The 17,580-nt window shown below is 68.7% G+C and carries 17 protein-coding genes; 7 read left to right on the top strand and 10 right to left on the bottom strand.

Annotation, left to right across the window (positions count from 1 at the left end; translation table 11 throughout):
- Positions 1-2: 2 nt before the first annotated feature.
- Complete coding sequence (locus tag V6V89_RS14355) at positions 3-1,700, bottom strand: acetyl-CoA carboxylase carboxyltransferase subunit alpha (RefSeq protein WP_334619591.1); 1,698 nt, start codon at positions 1,698-1,700, stop codon at positions 3-5.
- Positions 1,697-2,938 carry a long-chain fatty acid--CoA ligase gene (locus tag V6V89_RS14350; RefSeq protein ID WP_334619590.1) on the bottom strand — a complete coding sequence of 414 codons (1,242 nt, stop codon included), beginning with the start codon at positions 2,936-2,938 and terminating at the stop codon, positions 1,697-1,699. Before V6V89_RS14350 ends, V6V89_RS14355 begins: the two co-directional genes overlap by 4 nt.
- Positions 2,939-3,159: 221 nt before the next feature.
- Between V6V89_RS14350 and V6V89_RS14345 the strand changes: the two genes are divergently transcribed.
- Positions 3,160-4,008, top strand: coding sequence for an AfsR/SARP family transcriptional regulator (locus V6V89_RS14345; protein ID WP_334619589.1), 849 nt, complete (start codon positions 3,160-3,162; stop codon positions 4,006-4,008).
- A gap of 96 nt (positions 4,009-4,104) precedes the next feature.
- Here the strand turns inward: V6V89_RS14345 and V6V89_RS14340 are convergent, their stop codons facing one another.
- From V6V89_RS14340 to V6V89_RS14330, 3 genes are all read right to left on the bottom strand, one after another.
- Positions 4,105-4,734 (bottom strand): carbonic anhydrase, encoded by a 630-nt coding sequence (locus V6V89_RS14340; RefSeq protein WP_334619588.1) that lies wholly within the window; start codon positions 4,732-4,734, stop codon positions 4,105-4,107.
- A 136-nt stretch (positions 4,735-4,870) separates the two neighbouring features.
- Positions 4,871-5,245, bottom strand: a complete 375-nt coding sequence (locus V6V89_RS14335) for a VOC family protein (RefSeq protein ID WP_334619587.1) — start codon at positions 5,243-5,245, stop codon at positions 4,871-4,873.
- 347 nt (positions 5,246-5,592) lie between these two features.
- Positions 5,593-6,084, bottom strand: a complete 492-nt coding sequence (locus V6V89_RS14330) for a DUF6328 family protein (protein ID WP_334619586.1) — start codon at positions 6,082-6,084, stop codon at positions 5,593-5,595.
- Positions 6,085-6,454: 370 nt separating this feature from the next.
- Here V6V89_RS14330 and V6V89_RS14325 point away from each other — a divergent pair, with 370 nt between their 5' ends.
- The 3 genes from V6V89_RS14325 (at position 6,455) to V6V89_RS14315 (ending at position 11,793) form a co-directional block, all read left to right on the top strand.
- Entirely contained in the window at positions 6,455-8,089 is a 1,635-nt protein-coding gene (locus V6V89_RS14325; protein WP_334619585.1) for an FAD-dependent monooxygenase, read from the top strand.
- A gap of 122 nt (positions 8,090-8,211) precedes the next feature.
- Positions 8,212-10,911 carry a helix-turn-helix transcriptional regulator gene (locus V6V89_RS14320; protein WP_334619584.1) on the top strand — a complete coding sequence of 900 codons (2,700 nt, stop codon included), beginning with the start codon at positions 8,212-8,214 and terminating at the stop codon, positions 10,909-10,911.
- 3 nt (positions 10,912-10,914) lie between these two features.
- Complete coding sequence (locus tag V6V89_RS14315; protein WP_334619583.1) at positions 10,915-11,793, top strand: alpha/beta fold hydrolase; 879 nt, start codon at positions 10,915-10,917, stop codon at positions 11,791-11,793.
- A gap of 50 nt (positions 11,794-11,843) precedes the next feature.
- Here V6V89_RS14315 and V6V89_RS14310 read toward each other — a convergent pair whose 3' ends face one another.
- Together V6V89_RS14310 and V6V89_RS14305 are read right to left on the bottom strand one after the other, a co-directional pair.
- Positions 11,844-12,245 carry a hypothetical protein gene (locus tag V6V89_RS14310; RefSeq protein ID WP_334619582.1) on the bottom strand — a complete coding sequence of 134 codons (402 nt, stop codon included), beginning with the start codon at positions 12,243-12,245 and terminating at the stop codon, positions 11,844-11,846.
- A gap of 405 nt (positions 12,246-12,650) precedes the next feature.
- Positions 12,651-13,586: an NAD-dependent epimerase/dehydratase family protein gene (locus V6V89_RS14305; RefSeq protein ID WP_334619581.1), complete on the bottom strand. Its 936-nt coding sequence runs from the start codon at positions 13,584-13,586 to the stop codon at positions 12,651-12,653.
- Positions 13,587-13,642: 56 nt separating this feature from the next.
- Here V6V89_RS14305 and V6V89_RS14300 point away from each other — a divergent pair, with 56 nt between their 5' ends.
- Entirely contained in the window at positions 13,643-14,500 is an 858-nt protein-coding gene (locus tag V6V89_RS14300; RefSeq protein ID WP_334619580.1) for an RNA polymerase sigma-70 factor, read from the top strand.
- A gap of 6 nt (positions 14,501-14,506) precedes the next feature.
- On the opposite strand, the gene V6V89_RS14295 is transcribed toward V6V89_RS14300, so the two are convergent.
- From V6V89_RS14295 to V6V89_RS14285, 3 genes are all read right to left on the bottom strand, one after another.
- Complete coding sequence (locus V6V89_RS14295) at positions 14,507-15,265, bottom strand: DUF4386 domain-containing protein (RefSeq protein ID WP_334619579.1); 759 nt, start codon at positions 15,263-15,265, stop codon at positions 14,507-14,509.
- A 76-nt stretch (positions 15,266-15,341) separates the two neighbouring features.
- Complete coding sequence (locus tag V6V89_RS14290; protein WP_334619578.1) at positions 15,342-15,566, bottom strand: helix-turn-helix transcriptional regulator; 225 nt, start codon at positions 15,564-15,566, stop codon at positions 15,342-15,344.
- A gap of 3 nt (positions 15,567-15,569) precedes the next feature.
- On the bottom strand, positions 15,570-15,989 hold the full coding sequence (locus tag V6V89_RS14285) for a hypothetical protein (protein WP_334619577.1): 420 nt from the start codon (positions 15,987-15,989) through the stop codon (positions 15,570-15,572).
- A gap of 139 nt (positions 15,990-16,128) precedes the next feature.
- Between V6V89_RS14285 and V6V89_RS14280 the strand changes: the two genes are divergently transcribed.
- Both V6V89_RS14280 and V6V89_RS14275 read left to right on the top strand, forming a co-directional pair.
- A complete protein-coding gene (locus V6V89_RS14280) occupies positions 16,129-16,590 on the top strand; it encodes a S26 family signal peptidase (RefSeq protein ID WP_334619576.1) in 462 nt (153 codons plus the stop codon).
- Positions 16,591-17,015: 425 nt separating this feature from the next.
- A complete protein-coding gene (locus V6V89_RS14275; RefSeq protein ID WP_334619575.1) occupies positions 17,016-17,573 on the top strand; it encodes a MauE/DoxX family redox-associated membrane protein in 558 nt (185 codons plus the stop codon).
- The last annotated feature ends 7 nt before the right edge of the window (positions 17,574-17,580 follow it).

The following is a 17,580-nucleotide window of genomic DNA, read 5'->3' as shown; positions in this document are numbered from 1 at the left end:
AGTCAACGGGGGCCTCCAAGGTCTGCCAGCGCAACGGCGCTGTCGGTGGGGTGTGCGGGTCGGCCGCCGAACCGGCGGAACCGGGCTCGCCGGTTGGCAATCAGGCGACCCGGGTCGAGCGAAGTGAGGTCGCTCAGCTCGGCACGGATGGCGGCCCGGACCAGGGCGGCGGCCTCGGCGTGGTCGGCATGCGCGCCGCCGGGCGGTTCGGGCACCACACCGTCGACCACGCCCAGCTCGAGTAGCGAGCGGGCGTCGACCCGCAGCGCCCGGGCGGCGTCGGGCGCGGCGGCCGAGTCCTTCCACAGGATCGCCGCGCAGCCCTCCGGACTGATCACGGTGTAGATCGCGTTCTCCATGATCAGTACGCGATCGGAGGCCGCGATGGCGAGCGCACCGCCACTGCAGCCCTCTCCGGTGATCACTGTGACCAGGGGGACAGGCAACGCGCTCATCAGACGTAGGTTGTCCGCGATCACGGTGGCCTGGCCTTGCAGCTCGGCGTCCACTCCCGGGTACGCCCCAGGCGTGTCCACGAGCGTCAGCACCGGCAGCCCCCACTTGGCGGCGAGGCGCATCAGCCGGGCGGCCTTGCGGTATCCGGCCGGGGCGGGCATCCCGTAGTTGTGGGCCACCAGGTCAGTTGGGTTATGACCCTTCTCGTGACCGATCACCACGATCGACTCGCCGCCCAGCCGTCCCACCCCGCCGATGATCGCCGGGCAGTCCCCACCGACCCGGTCGCCGTGCAGCTCGTCGAAGTCGTCGAGGATCATGCGCAGGTAGTCCGACGTGGTGGGTCGGCCGAGGTGACGGGCGCGGCGCACCGCCTGCCACGCATCCTGCTCCGCCAGCTGGTCGGGGTCGCGGATCACCACCCGCTCCGCAGGCCCGGCTTTGCCGGTGGCGCCCCGCCCTACGCCGACCGACAGCAGCCGGCCGATCCGCTCACGCATGACCGCCCTGGGGCACACCAGGTCGACGAAGCCCCGCTCCAGCAGGAACTCCGCCGTCTGGAAACCCTGTGGCAGCTCCTGGCGGATGGTCTGCGCGATCACCCGTGGTCCGGCGAACCCGAACCTCGCGCCCGGCTCGGCGATCACGATGTCGCCGAGCATGGCGAATGACGCCGCGACGCCGCCGTAGGTGGGATCGGTGATCAGGCAGATCGTGACCAGGCCCGCCTCGTCGAGCTGCTGCATCGCCTGGGCGGTCTTGGCCATCTGCATGAGGCCGACGACCCCCTCCTGCATCCGTACCCCACCAGACGCGGTCACCAGAACCAAGGGAACGCATTCGAGCAGGGCGGTCTCGGCCGTCAGCGTGATCAGCTCACCGACCGCCGCGCTGAGGCTCCCGCCCATGAACCGGAAATCCATCGCGGCGGCCACTACCGGCGTGCCGCCGATCGACAACCGGGCGCAGACCACCGCCTCGGACATCCCTGTCGCCTGCCGCGCCTGCGCCAGCCGCCGTGGGTACGGCTCACCGTCGGTGAAGCACAGCGGGTCGTCCGACGGGACGTCCGGCTCCAGCAACTGCAGCGTGTCCCGATCGGCGAGCATGGCCAGACGCTCGTGCGCGGTCAGCGGGCCGCAACGGCCGCACTGCGGACAGACGCCGTGATTGCGGGCCAGCCGCTTGGCGTAGACGATCGTGTGGCAATAACGGCACAGCACCCAATCCTGTTGTGAGCTCATCGGGCGACCCCGGACTGCGACACGAGTTGGTCGTCCCGGGAGGAGACGCCGTCGGCCCGGTCGACCAGAAACAACACGTCTTCGTCGTCCAGGTATCCGATGTCGCCGGTCCGTAGCCAGCCGTCGGGGGCGGCCGTTTCGGCTGCCACCTGCGGGCCGCGGACCTGCACCTCCCCGGGGACGCCGGGTGGTACGGGGTGCCGCCCTTCTGCGTCCACTACGCGGCAGTCGGTACCCGGCACGGGCCGGCCCACCGAGCCCGCCGTGGGGCGGTCGAGCCGGTCGCAATGGGTCAGCGGCGCTTCGGGAGGGCCGTACCACTGGATGAGCGGCGCACCGAAGCGCTCGCAGATGCGGGCCGCGGCGGCCGGGGGGAGCACGGATCCGCCGGAGAGGACGGCCCGCACCGTCGGCATCCGACAGTATGTTCGGCGGGGGTCGGCGGCAAGCCGAGCCAGTCGCACCGGCAGGCCGCAGTAGTGGGTCGCGCCCTCCCTAGCGGCCAGCGCAACTCCTCCGGCCGGATCGGGGTCCGGGCACAGGACCTGGGTGGCGGTCGCGTGGATCGACGCATTGAGGTACACCGGCTCGTACGTCGGCAGATGGTGTACAACCGCCGAGCCGGCGTCGAGGCCATATGCCAGGGCCGCCTGAGCGGCGCCGACCGCCAGGTTGCGATGGGTCAGCGGGATCGGCTCGGGTCGTCCCGGGACACCGCCGCCAAACCGTAGACACGCCACCGAGTCGGGATCGGGCCGCGACCGGATCTGCTGGCAGGCGTGCGCCCTAGCCAGGTTGGCGACGGTATGAGCGCCCTGATCGCCCGGCCGGTCCAGGTACACCACCTCCGTGATGTCCGGCAGGCGCAACCTGATCCGCCGCAACGGATCGGCCATCCCGGCGGTGGCCACCAGAACGTTCACACCGGCGACCTCGAGGACATGGTCCAGCTCATCCTCGGCCAGAAGCGGATCTACGACGGCGCACACGTATCCGGCACGGATGGCGCCGAAGTAGGCGATTGGGAAGGCCGGGTGCAGGGCGGCGGCGACCCCCACGACCGCGCCGGACCGGCGTCCGGCCAGAGCCGCGGCGAATCCGCTCACTGCGGCGTCGAGCTCGGCGTACGACATCGCGCCGGCACCGAACCGGAGTGCGGTACGCCGGGGCGCGCCCGCCGCCGCCCGCCGCAGCAACCCATCCAGTGACCGGGCTTCGTGGATCTCAGACTTGGACACCACAGACTCCTCCCGCAGCACGGATCGTGATGTGAACCGCTATCCGATTTGTCGGTCTTTCCTGACCGTCGCAGTCCTTGGCTTGAGAGTGGCTGGAGTGTCGCTAGAGGCGCTCGTGCGGATATGTCCGACAGTTACGTCGCAGTCCGATAGAGCCGAATCGTCTCCCCATGCCTGCTGTGGGGCTTATGGTCATGAAGGCGAAGGCCTAAGGGGGAACGATGAACTATTACGTTCTTGGTCCGCTGCTGGTGCGGTCTGAATCCGCCGTTCCAGGTGCCAGCCCACCCGCCCCTGCCGCAGGGCATCTGACCGCGCCAAAGCCGCGGAAGGTGCTCGCACTGCTCCTGCTCCGCGCGAACCTCGTCGTACCGGTGGAGACGCTCATCGCCGAACTATGGGGTGACGAGCCGCCGGCCAGCGCCCATACGACGCTACAGACGTACATCCTGCAGATCCGCCGGATGCTCGGCAGGATCTTGAATGCCTGCCCCGAGCGGGTGGCCAGCGAGATCCTGATCACCGCATCCGGCGGCTATCGGCTCCACGTGGGTCCCAACGAGTTGGACCTGCACGAGTACGAGCGGCTGGCAGAGGAAGGACGGCAGGCGCTCAGCCGCCTCGACGACGTCGAGGGAGCGGCCCTGCTAGGACGGGCGCTGGCCATGTGGCAGGGCGGTGCGCTCATCGACGTACGGCTCGGACCGGTGCTCCAAGTCGAGGTCCGCCGGCTGGAGGAGGGACGCCTGGACCTGTGGCAGCAGCGCATCGACGCCGAGTTGCGCCTGGACCGCCACCACGCGGTACTCGGCGAGTTGGGCAGCCTCGCGGCCAGGCATCCCCTGCATGAAGACCTGCAGGCCCAGTACATGGTCGCCCTCTACCGGGCAGGGCGACGGACCGACGCGCTCGAGGCGTTCCACCGCCTGCGGGACACGCTCCAGAATGACCTCGGCCTCGAACCGTCCCAGCGGATCCAGCGCCTCCAGCACGCCATCCTCACAGCCGACCCGACCCTGGACCACACACAAACCAGGGCCGACCAGCTGGTCTACGCCGAGTTGCCGTAGGTCAGCCGCTCCACGATCCAGGTGTCGCCATCGGCCCGCCACTCGGCGCCGAGCCTCGCGCACCGGCTTCATCGGCGGTCCGCGCTGCGGGGAGTGCTACAGGACCTCGACGTGGCCGGTGTCTAGTCGGTAGATCGCGCCGATGATGTCGACACGATGCGCGGTGAGCTGCTTCGCCAGAGGGTCGGCCTGCTTCAGCCGCGCTACGGTGCGGCGGATGTGCCCTTTGGTGACCTGATCCAGGCTGGCGTCGGCTGATCCGGCATGTACGACGGCTGGGGTGATCTGCTCGATGAGGAAGCCACGTGCGCCCGCCGGTCGGCGCCCGGTGCGTACCGCCTCGATGGTGGCCGCTACCGCACGGCAGTCCTCATGGCCGAGTACGACGACGAGCGGCACCTTCAGCTCGGTCACAGCGAATTCGATCGAACCGAATATCGCGTGGTCTAGGACGTGGCCGGCGGAGCGGACCACGCAGATCGCACCCGCGCTCTGGTCGAACACCGTCTCGACCGGTACCCGTGGGTCGAGGCAGCCCACCACGACGGCGTAGGGCCCACGGTCGTGGCGGGCCGTGGTGCGGCCGGGCCGTGAGGAGCCCGTTGCGAACCGGGCGTTGCCAGCGCGCAGGGACGCCAGCGCCTCGACCGAGCCTACCGGGTATTGGATCACCGGCTGCGGGACCGGCGGTGAGGTCGGATCGGAGAACAACGGTGAAGGATGCACGAGATCAGGATGACCCTGCTATCTATCGAGGGGAATGCGTAGCCACTGGTCGCTTTAGGGCTTTGCTGGAGTCCGTCGCGGTGCAGTGACGGTTCTGTCCATCCGATGGTGCTGATGGGCCAGCCTTTCCCGCAGGTCATGCTTGATCCGGTGCTCGTCCGGCGACTATGACTCGGTTGCCGTCCGGGTCCACGACGGTGGCCATCCGTTCCCCCCACGGCTGGTCCACCGGCTCCTGCACCACCTGCACGCCGCCGTCTCGCAGTCGGCCGAGCGCGGCATCGCAGTCATCCGCGTACACCCACAACGTGATCCGATCGTTGGTCAGCGGGCCGGGCTGGTCCTGCAGGCCAATGCCCAAGTGTGAACGTCCTATCCGCACCCCGACGTAGGCCGGTTCACCTTCGGCCGGGAACTGATAGGTCACCTGCCCGCCGAGCAGGTCGCGGTAGAAGACCAGAGCGCGCGCCAGGTCGGGCGTGGACAGGATCGGAAAGAGTTCGTCGAACATGGTCACCTCCTGCTCTCAACGACGGATGGCACTGCCAGAATCGACAGTTCCTCTGCCTCACCGCGCGGCGCTACTGAGTGATCCGGGTCACAGTCGAGGGGTAGCGCATGGCGCGCGCGTCGACCGTTCCGGTTGGTGGCTATGAATCAGCCGATTCGTGGGCACATATCTGGGATGCGAATAGGGAACCTTGAGATCCGCCCCCTCGGCGGCGGCCTCGGCTGCCTGCTCATGATCGTGGCTTCGCTGGTGTTCTCGGTACTGTGCACCATAGGCGCGAATCTGATCATTCGCTGACGAGGTGGCACCCTCAACGGCACTGGCGAGGCGTGCCCGCCAACGCGGCGCTAAGTCCCGTTGAAGCGGTGAATGCTCGGCTGAACGAACCACAACCACGTCGCGAGGGCTGCGAGGGTACCCGCGGTTAGCATCGGCACAAGCCCGCCGAAGAGATGGTCGACAACCATCAGTGTGGCGGACACCATGGCTATCAACAGGGCGACTCCTCCTGCCAGGCCGAGCCGGTTCGAACGGTGCACGAGCGGCTCCTTGAGTCCCTGTCGGAACAGGACCCGGTGCTGTGCTGCGGGCGCGATATAACAGATGGAAGCAATCGCGGAGCTCACCAGAGCGACGTACAGCAGGCTGCGGCCGAAGTCGTCGACCTTGCCGAATTCGGTAGAGAATGGAACGACCAGCAGGAAGGCGAAGAGCACTTGGACGCCGGTCACCGCAACCCGGAAGCCTTGCAGAAGCTCGATGAAGTTGCGGTCGGCGCGCTCGTCAGGTGTCTCTACGTTGGCCTCGTCCGCGTTGGGCGATGACTCAGGTGCGGACACAAGCACTCCTCCGCGCAGGCAGACACAAACATCGATGTGTCGTGATCGCCTCAGTATAGGCGTGGACGGCCCTTCCCAAGATGGTGTCAAGCGGCGGCTCTCCCGGCCGCCTGGAAGGATCGTCGACGATGTCCAGTCCACCGCGGTCTGTGCCGAAGCACATGGGTCGCCACCTCGGGTGGGGCCTGGCGGTAGCGGCTTGCCTACTCCTGTTCTGCGGGTTGTCGCTAGGGTTCGCTAGGCATTCCGACCGCGAGGAGTCGCGCGCAGCGGACACGGAGATGAGCCACTATCTGGGCCTCGTGCAGGCACGTGATCGGGCCGGCGCCGGCGCGATGCTGTGCGGCCGTTGCGCCCGTACGGTCGACTCATGAGCGATAGACCCCGCCGCGGCTCCCCGGCGTCGCCGGTCGGCGTGCTGGTTGTTGGCGCCGGGCCCACCGGGCTGGCGTTGGCCGCGCAGCTGGCCGCGCACGGCACACCTTGCCGGCTGATCGACCGGAACCTCGACACGGCCCGCGAGTCCAGGGCGCTGGCCATCCAGCCGCGCACCCTGGAAGTGCTGGCCGGTCTGGGCGTCACCGCCGAGCTGATCCAGCTCGGTAACCCCAACGTGCAGCTCCGCCTGCACGCGCGCGGCCGCACCCAGTCGATACCCATGTTCGAGCTGGGCCTGGCCGACACCGCCTATCCGTACCTGCTGTTCCTGTCCCAAGCCGAAACCGAACGCGTTCTCGCCGACCACCTGCACACCCAAGGCGTGACGGTCGAACGCGGCGTCGAGCTCACCGCGATGGCCGCCCACCACGACCGCGTCACCTGCCAGCTACGTCACCGCGACGGTCGCGCGGAAAACCTCGACGCAACCTATGTCGTTGGCTGCGACGGCGCGCACAGCACCGTACGCGATTTGGCCGGGATCGCCTTCGAAGGCGGCTCATACCCGCAAACCTTCGTGCTGGCCGACGTGGAAGCCGACGGCCTGAAACCGGGCCAGGCGCATGTGTTCCTGTCCGCCCAGGGCATGCTGTTCTTCTTCCCGCTCGTCACACCAGCCAGCTGGCGGCTACTCGCGATGCGCCCGCGGAACGACCGAACCCCGGCCGCGGCACCCGTCACGCTCGAACAAGTGCAGCAGCTGGCGGACGCCTACACCGCCGCGTCCGTTCGGCTACGCGATCCGATATGGATGACCAACTTCCGGCTGCACCACCGCGCCGCCGCACGCTACCGCACCGGCCGGGTGTTCCTGGCCGGCGACGCCGCCCACATCCACTCCCCAGCCGGCGCGCAGGGCATGAACACCGGCATCCAAGACGCGATCAACCTCGGCTGGAAACTGGCTCACACCCTCGACGGCGCCAATCCCGCGCTGCTGGACACCTACGAGGTAGAGCGCGCACCCATCGGCCGGATGGTGCTACGCATGTCCGACCGGGCTTTTACGATCGCCACCGCCACGAACCCCGTCACCAGATTTGCCCGCACTCGCCTGGCCCCGACCCTGCTCCCGTTGACGCTCAAGGCGCAAAAGGCCCGCGCGTACCTGTTCCGCACCGTATCCCAACTTGCGATCCGGTACCGGCACAGCCCGTTATCCGTCGATGGCCCGAACGCGCCACGGCGCGGGCCACGAGCGGGGGACCGCCTGCCGGACGCAGCCGTCCTCCACAATGGAACGCCAAGCACTCTCCACGCGGTGTTGGCCGCGGCCGGATGGCACCTGCTGCTGTGCGGACCCACCGAGCGGTGGACCAGCGACCTCGACCGATTGAGCGAGCACTACCGCGAGGCGCTCACCGTGCACCACCTCAGTACCCGTGCCGGCCCGGGAGTGCTACACGACCCCGACGCGAAATCCCTGCACCGGCTTGGCCTCACACCCACCGGCACAGCGGTCTTCCTCACCCGCCCCGACGGCCACATCGGCTACCGCAGCGGCATCCCAGACGCCCCCGCAGTCGCCCGCTATCTCGCCCAATGGTTGCCCCGTCCGAACCACTGAGCCGCCGAATGAAGATCACGAGGGTCTGACGGTCTGCTCTTGATCTTGCTCGGGAAGGGTTCGTTGTGAGAAGTGACTCCGTGCGGACGCGGCCGCGTGGAGGTCTCCTACAGTGGGTGTTCGTGCTTTACGGCAGATCCGCGGAAATCAGCGCACTCGACGAGGCGGTCGCGCGGGCTCGCGACGGCTTTGGCGGTGCGGTGGTGCTGCGGGGAGAGGCCGGCGTGGGCAAGACGGCCCTGCTCGACGCGGCGGCCGAGCGAGGCGGCGCGATGGGCGGGCTGCGAACTACCGGCGTCGAGGCCGAGTCCGACCTCGCGTTCTCAGCGCTGCATCAGGTGCTGTGGCCGGTCACCGGTTCGCTGGACGCGCTGCCCGTACCACAGCGCGATGCTGTGCGCGCGGCGCTGGGGCTCGCCGCGGGCACAGCTGGCGATCGGTACCTGCTGGGCGCTGGCGTGCTTTCGCTGCTGGCCGAAGCCGCCGCACCGGACGGGCTGATCTGCGTGGTCGACGACTTCCAGTGGGTCGACCGGGCCTCGGCCGACGCCCTGCTGTTCGCCGCCCGGCGGTTGGGGACAGAAAAGATCGCGATGTTGTTCGCCGTGCGTGGGGACGCTCCGGTCAAGGGCGTGCCCGTGACGGTGGAGGTGCGTGGCCTGCCCGGAGCCGCAGCGGCCGAGATGCTGGAGTCCCGCTGGGGTGTGCAGTCCGGTGTGGCGCGGGAGCTCGTCACGCTGACCGGCGGGAGCCCGCTCGCCTTGGGCGAGATCGCCGCCCGCCTGACGCCCGCGCAGCTCGCCGGACGCGAACCGCTGCCCGACCCGCTGCCCGGTGGGGTCCAGCTGTTCGGCGATCGGGTGGCCGCGTTGTCCGCCTCTGCCCGGCTGTTCGCTCTGGTCACCGCCGTGGAGGCTGACCTGGACCCGGTGCTGCGGGCCACCGACCGGTTGTCCGCCGAGCGAACGGTACAGCCCAGCGAGAACATGGGGGTCTGGACTGGGCGGATGGCGCTGGCCGAGTTGGAGGAGGCCGGGCTGGCTGAGCTCTCGGGCACGCGGGTGCACTTCCGCCATCCGCTCATCCGGTCGGCGGTGTACGAGGCGGCCACGCCCGCCCAGATCCGCCGGGTGCATGCCGTACTGGCGGAGCTCACCGAGGGTGACCGTCGCGCCTGGCACCTGGCCGGTGCCGCCCTGGGCCTGGACGAGCGGGTCGCCGCCGAGTTGGTGGCCACCGCGGAGCGGGCGCGCGACCGCGGCGGGTACGGCGCCGCCGCCACCGCCCTGGCCCGGGCCGCCGAGCTGACGCCCGAACCGCACGCCCGTGCCGCCCGCCTGAAAGACGCCGCCGTCGCGGCCTGGCTCGGCGGCCGCCCGGGGCAGGCGGAGTCGCTGCTGGCCGAGGCTCGCGACCATGCCGGCGCGGATGCCGGCCTCGCCATGCAGATAGCCCAGCTCCGAGGCCGGTTTGAGCTGAACTCCGGTAGCGCCGCCGAGGCCGTGCGGATCCTGGCGGCGGGGGACAGCCTGGACATGCTGGCCGATGCCGCAGAGGCCGCCTCGTACGTCGGCGACACGGCGGCCATCATCGAGCTAGGGCGGAGGGCGGCAGCGCACCCTGAGGGATTCTTGCGGGACTCGGTGGCCGGGATCGGCCTGGCGCTGGACGGCGACGCTGCCGGGCCCGGACTGCTGCGGCGGGCGCTGGCGCGGGTCGGCGAGCTGGGGGAGGCGGCGGAGTACCTGTGGGCGGCGGCCGCGGCCAGCCAACTGGGCGAGTCGGATGTGGCGACCGAGATGGTCGACCGGGCCGGACGGGTGGCCAGGGTGTCGGGGATGACCGGGCAGCTGCCGGTCGTACTGGAGTTCGTGGCGACGGCCGAGCGCATCGCCGGGCGGCTGGCGAGCAGCCGCGCCGTCTCCGAGGAGGGCCTGGAACTGGCCCGCGAGGCCGGCTATGAGAACACCGTGTCCGCGCACCTGGCCAACTTGGCGGTGCTGGCGGCGCTGCGAGGCGATGAGGAGACCTGCGAACAGCAGGCCCGCGAGGCGCTGGCCATTGCCGTACCGCATCGGGTTGGTCTGCGGGTGGGGGTCGCCGCGTACGCGCTGGCGCTGCTTGACCTGTGCCTGGGGCGCTACGCGACGGCGCACGACCGTTTTACGGCCATCGCCGCGGCGGGACCGGGTGCCGGGCATCCCACCGTGGTGTGGCGGACCGCGCCGGATCGAGTGGAGGCCGCCGTGGGCGCGGGCGACGAGGTGGGTGCGCGGGCGGCGCTTGCCGCGTACGAGCGGTGGTCGGTGCACGCCGCGACGCCCGAGTCGCGCGCTCTGCTGGCCCGTTGCCGCGGCCTGGCCAACTCGTCCGAGGACGCCTTCGGCGAGGCGTTGCGGCTGCACACCAACCCGTTCGAGGCGGCCAGGACTGCTCTGCTGCTGGGTGAGCGCCTGCGCCGCGCGCAGCAGCCGGGCGAGGCGCGGGCGCATCTGCGGATGGCGTGGGAGACGTTCGAGCGGGCCGGCGCGCGGCCGTGGGCGAGGCGCGCACAGGGTGAGCTGCGGGCGGCGGGCGAGAGCGGGCAGGCCCCATCCTCGGCCGTGCTCGACGCGCTGACCCCGCAGGAGCTGCGTATCGCGGGCCTGGTCGCCGACGGGTTGTCGAGCAAGCAGATCGCTGCCCAGCTCTTCCTGAGCCCGCGTACGGTCGAGTACCACCTGTACAAGATCTATCCGAAGCTCGGCATCGGCTCCCGTACGGAACTGGCGCGACTAGTAGTTCTACAGAAGGCGCCCGTAACGGAAGAGGACATGCTCTGAGACATGCATGACGTGGATATCTGGAGTGAAGAGTTCGGCGCCGCGACGGACGCGCCGATCCTGTTGATCATGGGGTCGATGTCGCAGGGCGTCCTGTGGCCGGACGAGTTCATCGGCCGCCTTGTCGCCGGAGGCCGCCGGGTGATCCGGTACGACCACCGTGACACCGGCTTGTCGGGCACGGTCGACTTCGCGGCGGAGCCGTACACGTGGGACGACATCAAGAACGACGTATACCGCGTGCTGGACGCCCACGGCCTGGAGAGCGCGCACCTGGTCTGCCACTCGGCTGGCGGTCTGCTCGGTCAGTTCGTCGCGGTGGAGCGGCCGGAGCGGGTGCGCTCGCTGACCGTCATCGGCTCCTCGCCACTCGGCGGCTGCGAGGGCCAGGTGATCATGCGGGCTCTGATGGGGCAGCCGCAGATCGAGGGGAGCCTGCCCGAGCCGACGCCGGAGTTCGTGGCCTTCTACCGTGCGCTGATCGCTGCCCCACCGCCGGAGGACCGGCGCGCCCGGATCGACAGCATGATCGCCGAACAGCGCGTACTGCACGGTGCCGGGCTGCCGTTCGACGAGGACGCGGCGCGCCGGTTGCAGGAGCGGATCTACGACCGGGCCCGCGACCTGTCGGCGGTGGCCAACCACCGGCTGGCCGCGATGGCCAAGCCCGACTTCGAGCCGGTGGGGGTGCTGGACAAGGTAAAGGCGCCCACGCTGGTCATCGAGGGCAGCCACGAGCCGGCCAAACCGGGCCACGGTGCGATCATCGCCGAGCAGATCCCAGGGGCGCGGCTGATGATCGTGGTGGGCATGGGGCACACGCTGCCGCCGGAGGTGCACGAGGAACTGGCCGCCGCCGTCCTCCTGCACACCGCCGAGTGATTTGGGTGGGGATCACCCACTGGTCGCCGACCGCCCCGGAGACCCGGATCTCACAACGGGCCCGTTGAAACCATGTGGTGGATCTGTTCGATGAGGTCGGACAGGTCCGCCTTGACGGCAAGCATGGTCGTACAAACCCCGATGATGTCCCGGATCAGGACTGGATCACGATGTTCGATCTCGAAGAGCTCCTCACCGCGGAAGTCGGGGCTGACCACGACGAGGCGGTATGTGCCGTCGGGATCGGAGTCCGGGTACCACCCGAGGTCTATGAGGAAGCCGGTTGGATCGATCTCCCATTCGCCGCCGGTGCCGCGTCGGCAACTGTTGAGTTGGAGCATGTCCTGAGTGAAGTAGTCCGCGTCGTCGGTCGGTGTTCTCGCCAGATCCGGACGTCCCTCATAAAACCGGTTGTAGGAAACCAACCAGCCCGGGGCGATCCGCAGCGGCATCAATGGTGGCACGTCACTCGGTCGCGTCATCGCAGCCATTGTTACAGACCGTGTGGAACCCACGAGGGGCAGCTCGGTCGGCCCTGACCACCGTCCGGTCCAACGTCGCAAGGCGTCGCGCTGCCGCGCCGCCCAGCGCCACTCCGTCAGGCTCCAGCACCGCACCAGGCTAGCGACACCGCGCGGTTTGACTACCGCCAGCCGCGGTCAGCTCCTGATCGCTCGGGTGAGCAGGGCCCCGGCCCACCACGATCGCCTCGTCCGGCGTCGCCAGCCGAAGTTAAGAGCAAACGGTCACCAAAGGCCGCGGTAGGCCAGGTTCAGCACCCGGACGCCGGGACCGGACCGCCGGGGGCCGATGTCCGCCGGCGGGCGGTCAGGTGGCCCAGTATCTTGCGATAAGACTCACCCGTTGAATTCGGTAAGGAAGCCTTCTCGCCATGTCGCGTGCACGGGCTTCCAGCCGAGCTCCTGCTTGGCCTTGGCATTTGACGAACCACGCTGCCTGGTCATCATCGAGACGCCATGCTCTCCGATCAGAGGCTTTGCCAACCAGACGGGTACCTTCATCGGGGCCTTGGCTCCGAGCACATTCGCCAGATACGGCAGCCATTCGCGGACCTGTGCCGGTTCGTCGTCGACGATGTTGTAGACCCCGGTTTGCGTGCCCTCGATCGCCCGTACGGTTGCCTGCGCCGCGTCGTCTATATGGATGAACGACCAGACTCCGGCGCCGTCGCCGACGATCGGCACCTTGCGCTTGGCGATCGTTTCCGCCATGTCGCCGCCCTTGCCGATGCCGTTGCCTGGGCCGTAGAAGCTGCCGTAGCGCAGGACGATTCCCTCGATTCCGGGGGTGTTCGGCACGGTGTTCTCGATGTGGCGGATCGCAGCGAGCGACTCCCGCGAGGCCGGCGTCGGCGTCGGATCCACCGGGTCGGCCTCGGTCTTGACTGGGCCGCCGGTGCGCTCGTTGGTCCAGCCGGTATAGCCTTGCGCCACGAACCTGTGCGCTCCCGCCGCGACTGCCGCGTCGAGCAGGATGTCGAGGCCGCGGGTGCGCAGCACGTTGGTCTGATGGAAGAATCTGTCGAAATGCTTGAGGTCGAACGCCCCGGACAACGCCGTGAGCTGGTGCACGACCACCTCCGGCGCCACCTCGAGCACGGCTTTGCACACGGCGTCGCGGTCGAGCGGATCGAGCACGATAGCGGTGGCGCCGAGCTGTTGCGCCTTGGCAGCCACCCTGGTCGTCGCAAAGACTTCGTGACCGCGGGCCACGAGCATCGGCACCAGGCGGCTGCCCAGCGCTCCGGTTCCACCGGCAATCAAAATTCTCATGACCATTCCGACGAGGTACCTGACGCGCCTGTGACACCTCGTCGGAGGAATCCATCATGACGGGAGTCACAGCGCAGTTCGCTTCGCTGCGGCCGCTGATGTTCAAGATTGCCTACCGGATGACCGGAAGTGTCGCCGACGCCGAGGACCTCATCCAGGACGCGTTCCTCAAGATGATGTCGGCACCGGCGCCCGACAATCCGGAGGCGTTCGCGACGACGGTGACGACCCGACTCGCGATCGATCACTTGCGGTCGGCCCGAGTGCGCCGGGAGGAGTATGTCGGCGAGTGGCTGCCGACTCCGCTGATCACCGCTGACGACGACCCGGCGGCCACCGCCGAGCTACACGACGAGTTGTCGCTGGCGTTCCTGCTTGTCCTGGAACGCCTGTCGCCGACCGAGCGGGCAGCCTTCCTGCTGCGCGAGGTCTTCGGATACTCCTATTCGGACATAGCCGTGATCATCGAGCACAGTGTCGAGAGCTGTCGCCAGCTGGTGACCCGGGGCCGGGCCAGGATCGCCGACGATCGGCCCCGGTTCGAGGTGGATGTCAAGCACCGCAATGACTTGGCCGCCAGTTTCCTCGCCGCGTGCCGCGACGGTGACCTGACCGCATTGGAGCGGATGCTCGCAGAGGACGTCGTCTTCCACGGCGACGGTGGTGGCAAGGTGCAGGCCGTCGCCCGGCCGGTGCACGGGCGGGTGCAGGTGGCACGGTTCATCCTGGGCATCATGCGGCAGGGCACGAAGCAGGGTGGGCGACTGGACCCTGTCGTCGTCAACGGCCAGCCGGGCTTCCGGGCCGTGCTGCCGGACGGGGCAACCGTCGCCGTGCTTGCCCTGCAGATCGCCGACGGCCACATCCAGGATGTCTTCAACCAGTTGAACCCCGACAAGCTGTTGCACATCTGACTGTCGTCACGTCGACGCAGGTGTCGCCATGCGAGCGTCGTCTCGCGGCGCTTCCCGGAGCGCGCGACGGCGGACGCCGCTGACCAGCAAGTAGCCGACCATCCAGAACTCGCCTACGTGTGCGGGCACTGCGATTAGTTCAGCGACGACTCGTGCCTCGGGAGCGAGGTACACGATGAACGCGCCGAGCAGATAGCCGACGCCACCACCGATGAGGACCCAGCCCAGCGGCCGGGGCATCCAACCCGAGCGGAGCACGCAGAAGCCCATGGGGATGAGCCACAGGCCGAAGAACATCGCTCCCACGCCCCACAGGTTGCCGCTCAACAGGTACTGGAGATAGACGGTTGTCGGCGCGTCGCCGACCGGGTCGAACGCGACCTCGACCGCTGTCGCCAGGAACGCCGCGCTGTCGAGGCCTATGACCGCGTTGACCAGGCCGAAGGCGGCGATGCTCCCGGCGGCAAAGGCGTCCACGGTGCGAAACAGGCGGTAGAACCACATGGCGGTGAGCGCCTGGGTGAGGACCATGAGCATTTCCAGCACGACCCCGGCGCGCGCGAGCGACTCGTTCCCGACCAGGTGGGCCAGCGTCGCACTGGGATCGTCGGCCGCGAAAAGCCGCGGCCGGATGACCAGAAAGCCAAGCACGCCCGCGATGGCCATACCGAGATAGAAGAGCCCGGTCATACGGGCGGTGCGGACTAGCTCGGCCGTGCTGGCCCTTTCAGCTGTTGCGCCGGTTCGTAGAGGTTCCATGATCATCCGACGATCCCCAATTCAGCGAAGGAGGAAGGCCGCGGGGCGGTGGCCCCGCGTGCCGGTGTTAGTGGTGTGGCGGTTAGTCCTCGGTGTCGGGGTACTGGAACACGTCGTCGAGCGGCACCCCGAACACTCGGGCGATCTGAAAAGCCGCCTCCAGCGACGGTGAGTAGCGGCCCTGCTCGATGGCGATGATGGTCTGGCGGGTTACGCCGATGCGGTCGGCCAGCTCCGCCTGCGTCATCTCCCCGTGGGCGAAGCGCAGGGCTCGGATCGAGTTGGTGACCCTGGTGGGCTTGGCCATGGTCTACAAGCCCCGCCGGTACGCGACGATCTTTACGATTGACGAGGCGAGGGCGGCCAGGACGAACGCCAGGTAGAGCGCGTTGGCGATCCAGAACTGCTCGATCTTCGCCATCGCCAGGCCGAGCGGGACGATCGCGGCGACACTCATGACGTAGAACCCGACGTACTCGCCCAGCCGGTTGATCTGCTTGTCGCGCTCGTCGGTCTTGCCGGCCTCCCGCGGTGAGAGGATCGCGGCCATGATGTTCAGGACAATGTTCGCGGCGATCCCGACACCGATCGCGGTGAGCATCGGCCGCACGTAGCCGATCGTCGCCACGTCCGTTTCCGGCACCTTTGACAGGACGGTCGCGAAGTAGACCACGGCTACGCCAGCCGCGACCACGACGTAGATCCACGTGCGCTTCTCTTCGGAGGACATGCCCGCTCCCATGTACAACAAACTTGACATAGCCAAGGTAAAGCAGCGCGGACATGGTGTCAATAATTCTTTACTGCGGCAGCGCGTCGCGCAGTGCCGAAGCGTTTCCACATCGAGGTGTAGAAGTAGGCTCCTGACGATGAGCTGGGTGGTAGGCGCCGTTCTCCTCGTCGTCGCGATCGTCGCTGGCGCGGTCCTGTGGGCCCGCCGCCGCCTCGTACTGGTCACAGTGGACGGTTCGAGCATGGAACCGACGTTGTATCCAGGCGATCGCGTGCTGGTCCACCGGCGCGGACTCGCACGGGTGCGCCCGGGTGACATTGTCGTGCTCGAACCACCGGCGCCGGCCGGCGTCATGCGTGTCCCGGCCGCTCCGCGAGCGCTCGACAGCCGTCGGTGGAACATCAAGCGAGCGGCGGCGCTGCCCGGCGACCCCGTCCCGCCCGCCGCGCACAACGCGGTTGACCTCCAACGAGTCCCGCTGGGCGCACTGGTGGTTTTCGGCGACAACGCGACGAGCATCGACTCGCGTCAACGTGGGTTTTTCTCCGCAACTGACCTGCTGGGCGTGGTTGTACGCCGGGTGTCACGCGCCCGATGAAGCCGATGTGAAGCAGATTTGAAAGCACAACACGCGACGATGTCCGGAACCGATGAGGCCGGCGCCTCAGGAAGGGGTTCCCATGTTGGGTGTTGTGAGCAGGCTGGGTGACCGCCTGCTGCAAAGGCTGGTGCCGAAGACAACGGCATCAGCCTGCGGGGGTGCGAGCGTGCAGGCGGAATGGTTCGAGCCCTGTTACTGCGGTGACGCGGGCTCGCCGTATCCCGGATACCTCTACCCCTGCCGCTGGATCGGCAAGATCTGTGGCACGTGCGGTGGCACCAGCTACTGCGGGAGGTGCGGCGAGGCCGTCGGCGGGAACTGCTGTACGTGATCCCGACCGGTGGTAAGCGTCGGAGGTGCGGGCCGAGCTCGCTCGGTCCGCACCCCGGCGCCGCGAGTCGAGGTCCCCGAGGGGGAGCGTGATGGCGTATCTCGTGATCGCCTGCCAGGCGATGCTCATCGGTGTCTTCGCCGCCTCGACAATCACCAAAGTGCGCAGCCGGCGCGCGTACGCCGACTTCCGGCGGTCGGTCGAGGCGTTCCGGGTACTGCCGCCGACCTGGTCGAGGATGGCGGCTCGCGCGACGGTGACCGGCGAGGCCGCTGTCGTGCTCCTCCTGGCGCTTCCATTGACCGCGCCAATCGGATTCGCTCTGGCCGCCGGTCTTCTCTGCGCGTTCACGGTCGCGATCGTCCTGGCCCTGCGCGGCGGAAGGACCGCTCCGTGCCGGTGCTTCGGCGCCTCGGCCGAGCCCCTGAGCCGTACTCACCTGATCCGCAATCTGTTGCTGCTCACCCTGTCCCTGACCGGCCTGGCCACCGGGGCCATCCGGACCGATCCGGCCCGCGATCCGGCCGGGTTGACCCTCTCACTCGCGGTCGCCGCGGTCGCCGCGCTGTTCGTCGTCCGTTTCGACGACGTGGTCGCGCTGCTCAAGCCGCCGGCGAGCGACCGCCATCACGCCGCCAGAAGGAGATGACATTCTG

It is taken from the genome of Micromonospora sp. CPCC 206061, from assembly GCF_036906915.1.
In the GTDB taxonomy this organism is placed as follows: Bacteria; Actinomycetota; Actinomycetes; order Mycobacteriales; family Micromonosporaceae; genus Phytohabitans.
This window is presented reverse-complemented; position numbering and strand designations above follow the sequence as displayed.